Raw genomic sequence first — 13,154 nt, forward strand, 5'->3', positions numbered from 1 at the left:
GTTCCTCACCTCTCCGATGTGTAGATCTCTGCCTCGCCCAGCTCACTGCGGAGCCGCGAGAGCGCGCGTGAACACTGGCTCTTGACCGTGCCTTCGCTGCACCGCATCAAGGTGGCGACCGCCTCCACGCTCAGGTCCTCCCAGTAGCGCAGGACGACCATGGCCCGGCTGCGCGGCGGCAGCGTGGACAGCGCGGTCAGCAGCGTCACCCGCAGCTCGGTGCGGCGGGGCGGGGGCGGTGTGTCGACGTGTCTGTGGGCCATCAGGTCCCGCAGGCTGCGGCGCCGCTCGGAGAGGAAGGTCCGTGTCAGTACGGTCTTCGCGTACGCGTGGGGGTGATCGGCGGCGGCCACCCGCCGCCAGTGCTGGAACAGCTTGGCGAGGGTCGTCTGGGTGAGATCGCGTGCCGCTTCGGCGTTGCCGCTCAGCAGATACGCGGTCCGGTAGAGCCTGTGCTGGCTCGCCCGGGCGAATGCCTCGAAGTCGTGCTCGCTGTCGGGTGGCATCGGCGCCCGCCCCTCCGTGGTGATGATCATCCGTTCCCCGCTGTCAACCGTTCCTTGAGCGTCGCCGGGCGGAAAAGGTTGCGTGCGCGTTCATGGCAACAGGCACAGCGACCGGCGTGACGATCTGCCTGGCGACCGGCATGGCGACCGGTCTGGCACACGGCATGGAACGCGGTTCCAGCGCGGCGGGGCCGCACCCTGGTCCGTCCGGGAGCGGGCCGGGTTGCACAATGGGTCCGTGACCCGAGCCTCCCTGGAAAAGCAGCCGCACGAAGTCGCCTCCATGTTCGACGACGTGGCGGCGAAGTACGACCTCACCAACGATGTGATCTCGCTCGGCCAGGCCCGGCTGTGGCGCAAGGAGGTCGCGAAGGCGGTGGACGCCCGCCCGGCGGAGAAGGTCCTCGACCTCGCCGCGGGCACCGGCACCTCCTCGCTGCCCTTCACGGCCACCGGCGCGTACGTCGTGCCCTGCGACTTCTCGCTCGGGATGCTGCGCGAGGGCAAGAAGCGCAACCCCTGGCTGCCGCTCACCGCGGGCGACGCGACGAAGCTGCCCTTCGCCGACGACGTCTTCGACGCCGTGACCATCTCCTTCGGCCTGCGCAACGTGCAGGACACGGACGCGGCGCTGCGCGAGCTGTACCGGGTGACCAAGCCCGGCGGCCGCGTGGTGATCTGCGAGTTCTCGCACCCCACCTGGGGGCCGTTCCGGACCGTGTACGAGGAGTACCTGATGCGCGCGCTGCCGCCGGTGGCCCGCGCCGTCTCGTCCAACCCCGACGCGTACGTCTACCTCGCCGAGTCGATCCAGGGCTGGCCCGACCAGTCGGCGCTGGCGGGCCGGCTCCAGCAGGCCGGCTGGTCCAAGGTCGCCTGGCGCAACCTGACAGGCGGCATCGTGGCACTGCACCGCGGTACCAAGCCGCGGTAGGAGCCCCGTGGAACACGCAGGAATCGCCGTCGACTACCAGGCGGTCCTCGAGCAGATCGCCGACGACGTCGCCCCGCTGGTCGGCAGCGGCACCCCCGCCGAGTACATCCCGGCCCTCGCCGGTGTCGACCCGGGGTGCTTCGGCATGGCCGTCGCCGACGTCAGCGGCAAGGTGTATGGAGTGGGGGACTGGCAACACCCCTTCTCCGTGCAGTCGATCACCAAGGTCTTCACCCTCGCGCTCGTGCTGGCCGCCGACGACGCCAGCGTGTGGGAACGCGTCGGCCGCGAACCCTCCGGCAACCCGTTCAACTCGCTGGTGCAGCTGGAGTACGAGAACGGGATCCCGCGCAACCCGTTCATCAACGCGGGCGCGCTCGTCGTCACCGACCGGCTCCAGACCCTCACCGGCGACGCGAGCAGCGAGCTGCTGGAATTCCTGCGGCAGGAGAGTGGCAACCCGGGGCTGGCCTTCGACCCGGAGGTCGCCGAATCGGAGTCCGCGCACGGCGACCGCAATGCCGCCCTCGCCCACTTCATGGCCTCATACGGCAACATCGGCAATCCCGTGCCGATGCTGCTCGACCACTATTTCTGGCAGTGCTCGATCGAGATGAGCTGCGCCGATCTCACGCTGGCGGCCCGCTTCCTGGCTCGGCACGGGCTGCGCGCCGACGGCTCCCGGCTGCTGACCCGCAGCGAGGCCAAGCAGATCAACGCCGTGATGCTCACCTGCGGCACCTACGACGCGGCCGGCGACTTCGCCTACCGAGTCGGTCTGCCCGGCAAGAGCGGAGTCGGCGGCGGGATCGTGGCGGTCGTGCCGGGGCGCTGCACGCTGTGCGTATGGAGCCCCGGGCTGGACGCGCGCGGCAACTCGGTGGCGGGCGTGGCGGCGCTGGACCGCTTCACGACGCTGACGGGTCTTTCCGTGTTCTGAGGTCCGCGCCACTGCCCGGGCGGGGAGGGCGAGTTGACGGGAACCGGCCGGTGGTGAAGATGTGTCAGTTGTCTACGACATCTTCCCGTGTCCACGAGCATCTTCCTTGTTCACGACCAGCTCCCCGTCCTGCCTGCCGTTTCGGAGTCACCCCATGGCGTCGTACTGCCAGCACTGCGGCACCCCATCCCCGGATGAGGCGCGCTTCTGCATGAGATGCGGGAAGGAGCGGCTGCCGGAAGGGCCGGTGGTGCCGGAAGAGCCTCCTCCTCCTCCTCCTTTGGTGGCGCCGGAAGAGCCTCCTGCTCCTGCGATGCCGCCCCCTCCGGCCTACGGGCCCGGCCTCGTGCAGCCCTCGCCCGTCGGGGCCTTCCTCGGCCGCGTCTTCCGGGGCGACTGGCTGTCGTCCGCCAAGGCCGCGCTCTGGCCCACCGGACTGCTGCTCGTGCTCGCGACGGCGCTGGCCGTCCCCTCGTACGGGCAGGGTGACGAGGTCGTCGTCGGCTGGAGCGACCGGCTGCGCATAGCGCTCGCCATGCTGTTGCAGGGCTTCGGCGGCGGCTTCGAACTGTCGGCGGCAGGGCCTTCGCAAATCGGCCCCGGCGACCCGGACTTCGGGTCCGGCTACGGCTCCGGTTCCGGCTACTGGTCCGGCTACGGCTTCGGCTCCGGTTACGGTTCCGGTGCGGAGGACTTCGCACAGGGAGCGGCATCGCTCTCGCTCGTACCGCTGACGGTGACCGTGCTGTGGATCGCGGCGCTCTGGCTGGGCGCGCGGACGCTGCGCGCCCGGGGCGAGGGCCTGGAGGCCGCCGTGCGCCTCTCCGTACTGGTGACGGGCGTGGTGCTGGTTCTCGGCCTGTTCGCGCAGCCCGAGATCGTGGGTGTGGAGGTCTCCTCCTCGCCCGTGCTCGCCGCGCTCGGAGCCCTCGCCCTTTCGCTGGCCGTCAGCGCAGGGGTGCTCCAGCGCGACGCCCTTGCGGGACGCCTCGCGCAGCACCCCGCCGCCCTGTCGACGGTCCGCGCCCTGGGCACGGCGGTCCGCGCACTGTGCCTGGTGGTCGCCCTGTGCTCCCTCGTCGGCTTCGCCGTGTACGCCAACACCGACGACGTCGACGGCACGGCGCTGCTGATCGCCCTGCCGGTCCTGCCCAACATCGGATTCGCGGTGCTCGGGCTGAGTTGGGGCGCACCCGTCGAGTACAACTTCAGGGGCAGTGTCGGTTCGCTCGGCTCCGGCACCGAGAGCGGCAGCGTCGGGCTCGGGGAGATCTCCGACGAGTGGGGCGGCAGCGCGGTGGCCGGTGTCCTGGTGCTGGGTGTCGTGTGCGCGCTGATCTTCGGCCTGGCAGCGGCGCGCCGCTCCGCCGAGCGCCGCGAGCAGGCGCTGACGGGTACCTTCGCGCTGGGACTCGTCCTGCTGTTCACCGGGTTGAGCGGGGTCTCCTTCGAACTGGCGGGCGGCCTGGGCGACTTCGGAGGCAGGGGCACGACAGCGGCTGCCCCGAGCATCCCGGACATGCTGCTGTTCGGTCTGCTGTGGCTGGGCGCCGCGGTGCTGCTCGGGCCGCTGCTGCTGCGCCTGGTGGGCGCCGGGTCCGCGCCCGGCGTCGCGCCCCCGCCGGGGTGGTCCGCCCCTGGACTGCCGCCGACCGGCAGCGCCGGCCCCCACCCGTACGCGCCCGCAGCCCCGGGCACGCCTGTCGAGGCCGGTTCACCCGCCGGCCCGGCCTTCGGTCCGGGTGCCGCCGCAGGTTCCGGTGCGCCTGCCGGTCCGGGTTCGCACGCCGTGCCCGGCCCGGGTTCGGCCGGGTCTGTCCCCGCGCCGGAGGGCACCCCTGCGGAACCCGTGCCCGTCGCCACGCCCACCGCCGTCGACGGGGCCGCCGCCCCCTACGCTCCCGGACCGTACGTGCCACAGCCCCAGCCGCACCCGCCGCTGGCCGTCGGCGCCTACAACGAGTCACCCGCCCCCGACGGTGGCCGGCGCCGCGCCGTCGTATGGGCCGTCACCCTCACCGCCGCGTTTGTCGTCGGCGGCGGTGCGACGGCCGGTGTGCTGGTGCTCCAGGACAAGAACGACGAGCAGGCATCCCCGTCGCTCGAGATCGTCGAGACGCCCGGCGGGTCCCCTGCAGCCGACCCGGAGGTGTCCTTCTCGCCCTCCCCCACCCAGCCGCCGGCCTCCACGGCCTCCGCCAGCTCGGCCCCCTCCGAGGGCGCGGCGGGCCCGTCGGCCGGCCCCGGAGGCGGCACCGGGCTCCCGGCCGGCTTCGCGCTGCGGCAGGACCCGGCCGGTTTCACGGTCGCGGTGATGGAGGGATGGTCACGCCGGCAGGCCGGCAGCCAGGTCTTCTACGAGGCCCCGACCGGAGGCGAGTACCTCCAGATCGGGATCGTCGAGAACACCCCGATGAGCTCGTACGAGAACTTCGCCGGCCTGGAGAAGAAGCACCTCGCGAACACCGGGAGCGATTACAGGCGGGTGCGGATGGAGGAGAACACCTACCAGGGACGGCCCGGGGCTGTCTGGGAGTTCACCCACATTCCCGAGCCCGACGAGAGCGACAGCAGGCGCCACATCATCGACCAGGCCTTCGTCGCCGCCGACGGCACCGAGTACGCGATTCTCGCCGCCGGCCGCGCCGACAACTGGGACGCGGCGAAGGACCAGGTGTTCTCCACCGCCCTCAGCACGTTCAGGGCAGGCTGATCGCGCCCAGCTCGAGACGGAAGCAGTACGCCTCCTGCCGGGAGGCGGTGACGAAGGTCTCGGCGTGGTCCATGCCGAGCCGCCGAGTCACGGCGATGGAGCGCTCGTTGCGCGAGTTCACCATCGCCACCACCCGTGCCACACCGGCCGCCCGTACCCGCTCCAGCGTGGTGCGGGCGGCGGCGGTCGCGTAGCCCCTGCCCCACGCGGGCCGGGCCAGCCGCCAGCCGATCTCGATCTCGCCGACGGGACCGAAGTCGTCGTGCGGCCAGGGCTGGGCACCGGTGAAGCCGATGACCTCGCCGTCCTCGTCGAGCATCGTCCAGAGGCAGAAGCCGTGCTCGGCGTCGTGCTTGCGCTGCCGCGCGGTGAGCTCTTCGTACACCGACAGTTCGGCCGACCTGCCGCCGTGGAACTCCATGACCTCCGGGTCGTCGAAGACCCGGTGCCAGGCCAGGGCGTCCTCGTCGGTGGGGACGCGCAGCTGTATGACGGGAAGCGGCCTGCTGGTCATAGACGGAGCCCTTCGGTCGGTTGATCGGTACGTCACCATAGACTGCACACGTCCTGTGCCGTTCGGTACGCAATATCGCAGCGCAACATCGAATCGAATCCTCGGGAGAAGCCGCCGTGACCGAAGCCCTCACCGAGCACACTGCCGATGTGATCGTCGTCGGGGCAGGCCCGGCCGGCTCCACCACCGCGTACTACCTGGCCAAGGCCGGCTTGGACGTACTGCTGCTGGAGAAGACCGCCTTTCCGCGAGAGAAGGTCTGTGGCGACGGACTCACCCCGCGCGCCACCAAGCAGCTGGTCTCCATGGGGATCGACATCTCGGAAGAGGCCGGCTGGCTGCGCAACAAGGGCCTGCGGATCATCGGGGGCGGTGTGCGGCTCCAGCTCGACTGGCCGGATCTCGCCTCGTACCCGGACTACGGCCTGGTACGCAAGCGCGACGACTTCGACGAGCAGTTGGCGCGGCAGGCGCAGAAGGCGGGTGCCCGGCTGCACGAGAGGTGCAACGTGGGCGCGCCCGTCATCGACGACCGCACCGGCCGGATCACCGGCGTGCACGCCAAGCTCGGCGAGGAGAAGACCCCGGTCACCTTCCACGCCCCGCTCGTCGTCGCGGCGGACGGCAACTCCTCCCGTATCTCCCTCGCCATGGGCCTGCACCGGCGCGAGGACCGTCCCATGGGCGTCGCGGTCCGTACGTACTTCACCTCCCCGCGCCACGACGACGACTACCTGGAGTCGTGGCTGGAGCTGTGGGACCGGCGTGGTCCGGGCGAGGACCGGTTGCTGCCCGGCTACGGCTGGATCTTCGGCATGGGCGACGGCACGTCCAACGTCGGCCTCGGCGTGCTCAACACCTCCGCCTCCTTCAAGGAGCTGGACTGGCGCGAGGTCCTCAAGGCATGGTGCGCGTCGATGCCGGAGGACTGGGGCTACACCGACGAGAACATGACCGGCCCGATCCGCGGGGCAGCCCTGCCCATGGCGTTCAACCGCCAGCCCCACTACACCAAGGGCCTGCTACTCGTCGGCGACGCGGGCGGACTGGTCAACCCGTTCAACGGCGAGGGCATCGCCTACGCCATGGAGTCCGGCCAGATCGCCGCCGACGTCATCGTGCAGGCGCACGCCCGCCGGACCCCCGCCCAGCGCGAACTGGCCCTGCACCACTACCCGAAGGTCCTCAAGGACACCTACGGCGGCTACTACACACTCGGCCGCGCCTTCGTGAAGCTGATCGGCAACCCGAAGGTCATGAAGATCGCCACGCAGCGCGGTCTGACCCACCCGATGCTGATGAAGTTCACGCTGAAGATGCTGGCGAACCTGACCGACCCGTCGGGCGGTGACGCGATGGACCGCATCATCAACGGGCTCTCGAAGGCGGCCCCGAAGGCGTGAAGCCCGATCGGCTCACCTCCGGGCTCCCTGGCGGTGTGGTGCTTCGCATCGCGTCACCCGGCGACGCAGAGGCGCTGTGCGCGGCATACGCGGCGAACCGGGAACACCTGGCACCCTGGGAGCCCCGCCGCGACGGCGACTTCTTCACCGTCGAGGGCCAGGCCCACCGCCTCGGCGAACGGCTGCGCGAGTACGAGGACGGCCGTCTGGTCCCCTGGCTGCTCGAGGCCGACGACGGGCGCGTCGTGGGGACGATCACGCTCAGCGGCATCGTCCTGGGCCCGTTCTGCGGTGCCCACCTCGGCTACTGGACGGCCGCCGGACACCAGGGCCGCGGTCTGGCGACCGCGGCCGTGCGGCAGGTGTGCGGCATGGCAACGGAGGCGCTGGGCCTGCACCGCGTCGAAGCCGGCACACTGCCGGAGAACGTCCGCTCGCAGCGGGTGCTCGAACGGTGCGGCTTCGAGCTCATCGGCACGGCACCGCGCTACCTGCACATCGACGGCGAGTGGCGCGATCACCGCCTGTTCCAGCGGATCCTGCACGACGGCCCCCCGCGCCCCTGACCATGCCGATGCCCCCGCGGATCAGACGGCGTGGGTGACGCGGAGTTTCGACTGTCCGTGCGGCAGAAGCTCCCAGTCGTCCATGAAGCGGGCCACGAGACCATGCCGCGCGGCCAGCCGGGTTAGGGTCTCGGTGCGGTAGTAGAAGTCCTCGCCCAGTACCTGGTGCTCGCGCGTCTCCGTGCGGTCGTAGGTGAAATCGAAGAAGCCGCCGGGCGCCAGCACGCGTCCGACGTGTCCGAGGCATTCGTCGATGACCTCCAGTGGCGAGTGCGAGAAGACGCTGTGCGCGTGCACGACCGTGAACGACGCGTCGGGCAGGAAGTCCAGCGTCAGGTTCTCCACGGGTGTCAGATACGGCAGCTTGTGCTGGAGGCCGTAGCGGACGAGGGTCTTCTTGGCCTCGATGAGGATGTCCGGCGAGATGTCGACCCCGTAGTAGTGGCCGGGCTCCAGGTGGTCGATGAACCGCCATCCGGCCCGGAGGTTGCCGCAGCCGATCTCCAGCATCCGGTCCTGCGGCCGCAGCCCGTGCTCCCTCAGGTAGTCGAACTGCATCCGGCCGATGGCGAGCCAGCGGTCGTGCGACGGCCCGCCACCCACCGCGGCCTCCGGGCTTTTCGCGGTGTCCGACGCCATCACCGCCCGGTAGTAGGCGACGTGCCCGCCGCGGTGGCGCAGCCGCAGCCAGCAGTCCCGCCCCGCGCGCCGCAGATAGGGCAGTACGCGACGGGGGTGCCGCAGCGCGTACCCCACCTTGTGGCCCAGCCGTGAGCGGTTCGTCGACAGGCGGGATGCGGGTGTGTGCTGCATGACGGCCTCCGTGTCGTCCGTGGGCTGCCCCTCTCGGATGCTAACCACGGACGGCACGGTCCGCCTGGGCTCCGCACCTCGGCGGCCGGCCCGGCAGGGCCCGGAGCCGTCGGCGCATCGCGCCGGAAACGGCGAAGGGCCGTCGCTTCCCCCGAGGGAGCGACGGCCCTTCCAGGCACTGAGGGGACGTCAGAGGACGCGCACGGCGCCGCTCGCCGGGTAACCGGAGAGATCCTGGATGACGACGCCCTTGCTGGGGTTGGCGGCGTCCAGGTACTGACCGTTACCGATGTAGACACCCGTGTGGTACGCGGAGCCGGCGCCGCCCCAGTACAGGATGTCGCCGACCTGAAGGTTGGACGTGCCGACCTGGGTACCGGCCAGGGACTGGTCCTGCGAGACCCGCGGGAGGTCGATGCCGACGGTGCGGTAGGCGGCCTGGACCAGGCTGGAGCAGTCCCAGGCGTTGGGGCCGGTGGCGCCCATGATGTACGCGTCGCCGAGCTGGGCCTTGAGGAAGGCGACGACGGCCCCGGCAGAGCCGCTCGCGGAGGTGCTGGTGGAGGTGCTGGTGGAGCTGTAGGCGGAGAGCGAGGTGCGCTCGGAGTCGCGGGAGGCGCGCTCCTTGGCGGCAGCCTCGGCGCGCTTCTTCGCCTCTTCCTTCTCCTTGGCCTCCGCCTCGCGGTCCGCCTCGGCCTTGGCCTTCTTGGCGGCCTTCGCGGCCTTGGCCGCGGCGGCGTCCTGCTGGGCCCGGAGCTGCGCCTGGGCCTCGAGGTCGAGGGCGACCTGCTGGGTGGCCTCGGCGGACTGCGCGACCGCGCCCCCGGCGTCGGCGGTGAGAAGGGGCATCTCGATGGTCTCGGTCACCGGCTCGGCGTTCGCCGGCCCGGCGGCACCGGCCACCGCGATGGTGCTGAGGAAGCCACCGGCAACTCCGGCGCGTATCGCCATTTTCGAGGCGCTGCGGCGGGGCTTCCGGTGGCTGGGTATGTGAGCGGTGTGGGACATGAGTACAACCGCTATCAGGGCTTCACGGTTCCCTTCAAGAAACGTGTGTTGCGCCACAGTTGCGGCCGGAAGCTGTGAATCCGCTCTGGATGGACCCTTATTGACGCCGTAACGGGCAAAGCGGACAGTCATGATCAGGGCTGTGATCATAGGCTTTCCGTAAAAGGTCCGAATTGCCGGAGGCTTACCACCCCCTTACGTCGTTGGCCAAGCCCGCTTTTGTTGAACTCTTGAGTGAGTGGTGCAGGTCACAGAATGGTCAACGTCCCGCCGCCCGGGAGCTCGTGAATACGCGCACGCGTCCATCGTGATCCGCCCGATCCCCCTGTCGAGTGACCCGCCGTCCAATATCACCCGATGCGGTCCATCTCCAATTTGCCTGCATGCGTCACGGCTTGGTAGAGCGCAGTGGCTCCGACCAGCGGTAACGGCTCCGGATGTCACGTCTGGTGACCACTCGGGAGCTTCGCGTATGAAGATCACCGCTCATCCGGCTTCATGATCCTTCGTCGGGTGGTGGAGATCACAAACTCGATCATCGACCCCGTGTCGCAGATCACAGACCGACAGGCATAGGATGCGCAGCAGTCGGGCTTGTGAACTGCCTCACATGTGCACGATCTTCGAGCGTGATCTTCGGGGTCGGGCACCGCCTTCGAGGCGGCGAGACGGTTGCCCGGTGCGGTCCAACGGTCAAGGACGACTGGAAGGAGCGAGGAGGGTGAATGCTTACGCGCCCATCCTTGTGCTCGGCGCCCTCGGGGCAGGGTTTGCGATCTTCTCCGTGGTCATGGCCACGCTTATCGGCCCCAAGCGGTACAACCGGGCAAAGCTCGAAGCGTACGAGTGCGGCATCGAGCCCACTCCGACGCCCGCCGGAGGCGGTCGCTTCCCGATCAAGTACTACCTGACGGCGATGCTCTTCATCATTTTCGACATCGAGATCGTCTTCCTCTATCCCTGGGCCGTCACCTTCGACGCCCTGGGGATCTTCGGGCTCGTGGAGATGCTGCTCTTCGTGCTCACCGTCTTCGTCGCCTACGCGTATGTATGGCGGCGCGGCGGCCTGGAATGGGACTGAGGGGCTGAGGGGCACACCATGGGACTCGAAGAGAAGCTGCCGAGCGGTTTCCTGCTGACCACCGTCGAACAGGCCTCGGGGTGGGTGCGCAAGTCATCCGTCTTCCCTGCGACCTTCGGCCTGGCCTGCTGCGCCATCGAGATGATGACGACCGGCGCCGGCCGGTACGACCTGGCCCGCTTCGGCATGGAGGTCTTCCGCGGCTCACCGCGCCAGGCCGATCTGATGATCGTGGCCGGGCGGGTGAGCCAGAAGATGGCGCCCGTCCTGCGCCAGGTCTACGACCAGATGCCCAACCCCAAGTGGGTCATTTCCATGGGGGTTTGCGCGTCATCGGGTGGAATGTTCAACAATTACGCAATTGTGCAGGGCGTTGATCACGTCGTCCCCGTCGACATCTATCTGCCGGGCTGCCCGCCGCGCCCCGAGATGCTGTTGGACGCGATTCTCAAGCTCCATCAGAAGATCCAGAGCTCCAAGCTCGGCGTGAACGCGGAGGAAGCGGCCCGCGAGGCGGAGGAGGCGGCCCTCAAGGCGCTCCCGACGATCGAGATGAAGGGGCTGCTGCGATGACGGACCAGCCGAACCCGGAGAAGGAACTCTCCGAGCAGAATCTCCCCGGACAGCGCGGTGAGCACGGCGAGGAGATCCGCGTCCAGCGCGGCATGTTCGGCGCCAACAACGGAGGGGATACGTCCGGTTACGGTGGGCTCGTACGCTCCGTACGCCTGCCGGGCCCCTCGTCCCGCCCCTACGGCGGATACTTCGACGAGGTCGCCGACGAGCTCGAGGGCGCACTGGAGGAGCAGGGACTCCTCCCGGAGAACGCCATCGAGAAGACGGTCGTCGACCGCGGGGAGCTGACCTTCCACATCGCGCGCGAGCACCTGCTGCAGGTCGCCAGGACCCTCCGCGACGACCCGGCGCTGCGCTTCGAGCTGTGCACCGGGGTCAGCGGAGTGCACTACCCCGAGGACAAAGGCCGCGAGCTGCACGCCGTCTACCACCTGCGCTCGCTCACCCACGGCCGGCTGATCCGGCTCGAGGTCTCCGCCCCGGACCGCGATCCGCACATCCCGTCCCTGGTCGCGGTCTATCCGACCAACGACTGGCACGAGCGCGAGACCTACGACTTCTTCGGGCTCGTCTTCGACGGCCACCCCGCCCTCACCCGGATCATGATGCCGGACGACTGGCAGGGCTTCCCGCAGCGCAAGGACGTTTCCCTCGGCGGTATCGCCGTCGAGTACAAGGGCGCCCAGATCCCGGCTCCGGACCAGCGGAGGTCGTACTCGTGACCACCCCACCTGCAAGCTCCCGCCCGTCTCCCGATGACCGCCCCTCATCGGGTCCCTCCGGGACGCTGAGTTCCCCGCGAGAGACCACCGAGGGGACCGTCTACACGGTCACCGGCGGCGACTGGGACGAGGTCGTCCAGTCCGCGGCCAAGGCCGACGACCAGCGCATCGTCGTCAACATGGGTCCGCAGCACCCCTCCACGCACGGCGTGCTCCGCCTGATCCTCGAGATCGACGGCGAGACCGTCACCGAGGCCCGCTGCGGCATCGGCTACCTCCACACGGGCATCGAGAAGAACCTCGAATACCGGACCTGGACGCAGGGCACCACCTTCGTCACGCGCATGGATTACCTGACGCCGTTCTTCAACGAGACGGCGTACTGCCTGGGCGTGGAGCGGCTGCTCGGCATCGAGGACCAGATCCCGGACCGGGCGACGATCATCCGTGTCCTGCTGATGGAGCTCAACCGGCTCTCGTCGCACCTCGTGTGCATCGCCACCGGCGGCATGGAGCTCGGCGCCACGACGATCATGATCTACGGGTTCCGTGATCGTGAACTGATTCTCGACATCTACGAGCTGATCACCGGCCTGCGCATGAACCACGCGTACATCAGGCCCGGCGGCCTCGCCCAGGACCTGCCGCCCGGCACGATGGACCAGCTCCGCGAGTTCGTGAAGACCATGAGGAAGAACCTGCCGGAGTACGACAAGCTCGCCACCGGCAACCCGATCTTCAAGGCCCGTATGCAGGACGTCGGGTACCTGGACCTGAGCGGCTGCATGGCGCTCGGCGCGACCGGACCGATCCTGCGCTCCACGGGCCTCGCCCACGACCTGCGCAAGACCGACCCGTACTGCGGCTACGAGACGTACGACTTCGACGTCCCGACCACCGACACCTGCGACTCCTACGGCAGGTTCCTCGTCCGCCTCGAGGAGATGCGCCAGTCGCTGCGGATCGTCGAGCAGTGCCTGGACCGGCTCGAGCCGGGACCGGTGATGGTCGCCGACAAGAAGATCGCCTGGCCCGCTCAGCTCGCCCTCGGTGCCGACGGTCTCGGCAACTCCCTGGACCACATCAAGAAGATCATGGGCACCTCCATGGAGGCTCTGATCCACCACTTCAAGCTGGTCACCGAGGGCTTCCGGGTGCCGGCCGGGCAGACCTACGCCGCGGTCGAGTCACCCAAGGGCGAACTCGGCGTCCACGTCGTCTCCGACGGCGGCACCCGCCCCTTCCGGGTCCACTTCCGCGACCCGTCGTTCACCAACCTGCAGTCCATGGCGGCGATGTGCGAGGGCGGCCAGGTCGCCGACGTCATCGTCGCCGTCGCGTCCATCGACCCCGTGATGGGAGGCGTCGACCGATGACC

13 protein-coding genes and 1 pseudogene are annotated in these 13,154 nt (G+C 69.5%); 10 read left to right on the forward strand and 4 right to left on the reverse strand.

Going from position 1 to position 13,154, the window contains the following annotated elements; all coding sequences use genetic code 11:
* Positions 1-5: 5 nt before the first annotated feature.
* Positions 6-506 carry a SigE family RNA polymerase sigma factor gene (locus ACZ4SA_RS16985; RefSeq protein ID WP_468275125.1) on the reverse strand — a complete coding sequence of 167 codons (501 nt, stop codon included), beginning with the start codon at positions 504-506 and terminating at the stop codon, positions 6-8.
* 238 nt (positions 507-744) lie between these two features.
* Between ACZ4SA_RS16985 and ACZ4SA_RS16990 the strand changes: the two genes are divergently transcribed.
* From ACZ4SA_RS16990 to ACZ4SA_RS17005, 4 genes and pseudogenes are all read left to right on the forward strand, one after another.
* A complete protein-coding gene (locus ACZ4SA_RS16990) occupies positions 745-1,440 on the forward strand; it encodes a demethylmenaquinone methyltransferase (RefSeq protein WP_468274920.1) in 696 nt (231 codons plus the stop codon).
* A 7-nt stretch (positions 1,441-1,447) separates the two neighbouring features.
* Positions 1,448-2,380, forward strand: a complete 933-nt coding sequence (locus tag ACZ4SA_RS16995; RefSeq protein ID WP_468274922.1) for a glutaminase — start codon at positions 1,448-1,450, stop codon at positions 2,378-2,380.
* A 154-nt stretch (positions 2,381-2,534) separates the two neighbouring features.
* Positions 2,535-2,603: pseudogene (locus ACZ4SA_RS17000) on the forward strand (zinc-ribbon domain-containing protein); the annotation flags it as partial.
* 90 nt (positions 2,604-2,693) lie between these two features.
* Positions 2,694-5,093 carry a hypothetical protein gene (locus tag ACZ4SA_RS17005; RefSeq protein WP_468275147.1) on the forward strand — a complete coding sequence of 800 codons (2,400 nt, stop codon included), beginning with the start codon at positions 2,694-2,696 and terminating at the stop codon, positions 5,091-5,093.
* Here ACZ4SA_RS17005 and ACZ4SA_RS17010 read toward each other — a convergent pair.
* Positions 5,080-5,607 (reverse strand): GNAT family N-acetyltransferase, encoded by a 528-nt coding sequence (locus ACZ4SA_RS17010; RefSeq protein WP_468274925.1) that lies wholly within the window; start codon positions 5,605-5,607, stop codon positions 5,080-5,082. The two genes, ACZ4SA_RS17005 and ACZ4SA_RS17010, sit on opposite strands and share 14 nt — an antisense overlap.
* A 116-nt stretch (positions 5,608-5,723) precedes the next feature.
* Between ACZ4SA_RS17010 and ACZ4SA_RS17015 the strand changes: the two genes are divergently transcribed.
* On the forward strand, positions 5,724-7,010 hold the full coding sequence (locus ACZ4SA_RS17015) for a geranylgeranyl reductase family protein (protein ID WP_468274928.1): 1,287 nt from the start codon (positions 5,724-5,726) through the stop codon (positions 7,008-7,010).
* A gap of 35 nt (positions 7,011-7,045) precedes the next feature.
* Positions 7,046-7,576, forward strand: a complete 531-nt coding sequence (locus ACZ4SA_RS17020) for a GNAT family N-acetyltransferase (protein WP_468274930.1) — start codon at positions 7,046-7,048, stop codon at positions 7,574-7,576.
* A 21-nt stretch (positions 7,577-7,597) separates the two neighbouring features.
* Here ACZ4SA_RS17020 and ACZ4SA_RS17025 read toward each other — a convergent pair whose 3' ends face one another.
* Together ACZ4SA_RS17025 and ACZ4SA_RS17030 are read right to left on the reverse strand one after the other, a co-directional pair.
* Positions 7,598-8,389 carry a class I SAM-dependent methyltransferase gene (locus ACZ4SA_RS17025; protein WP_468275128.1) on the reverse strand — a complete coding sequence of 264 codons (792 nt, stop codon included), beginning with the start codon at positions 8,387-8,389 and terminating at the stop codon, positions 7,598-7,600.
* Between the two features lie 189 nt (positions 8,390-8,578).
* Complete coding sequence (locus ACZ4SA_RS17030; RefSeq protein ID WP_468274932.1) at positions 8,579-9,397, reverse strand: C40 family peptidase; 819 nt, start codon at positions 9,395-9,397, stop codon at positions 8,579-8,581.
* A 721-nt stretch (positions 9,398-10,118) separates the two neighbouring features.
* On the opposite strand from ACZ4SA_RS17030, the gene ACZ4SA_RS17035 reads away from it, so the two are divergent.
* From ACZ4SA_RS17035 to ACZ4SA_RS17050, 4 genes are all read left to right on the forward strand, one after another.
* Entirely contained in the window at positions 10,119-10,478 is a 360-nt protein-coding gene (locus ACZ4SA_RS17035) for an NADH-quinone oxidoreductase subunit A (protein ID WP_003974383.1), read from the forward strand.
* An 18-nt stretch (positions 10,479-10,496) separates the two neighbouring features.
* Positions 10,497-11,051 carry a NuoB/complex I 20 kDa subunit family protein gene (locus ACZ4SA_RS17040; RefSeq protein ID WP_468274935.1) on the forward strand — a complete coding sequence of 185 codons (555 nt, stop codon included), beginning with the start codon at positions 10,497-10,499 and terminating at the stop codon, positions 11,049-11,051.
* Positions 11,048-11,776, forward strand: a complete 729-nt coding sequence (locus ACZ4SA_RS17045) for an NADH-quinone oxidoreductase subunit C (RefSeq protein WP_468274937.1) — start codon at positions 11,048-11,050, stop codon at positions 11,774-11,776. Before ACZ4SA_RS17040 ends, ACZ4SA_RS17045 begins: the two co-directional genes overlap by 4 nt.
* Before the next feature lie 65 nt (positions 11,777-11,841).
* Positions 11,842-13,152 carry an NADH-quinone oxidoreductase subunit D gene (locus ACZ4SA_RS17050; RefSeq protein WP_468275131.1) on the forward strand — a complete coding sequence of 437 codons (1,311 nt, stop codon included), beginning with the start codon at positions 11,842-11,844 and terminating at the stop codon, positions 13,150-13,152.
* The last annotated feature ends 2 nt before the right edge of the window (positions 13,153-13,154 follow it).

The organism is Streptomyces sp. NPDC027962, assembly GCF_055566095.1.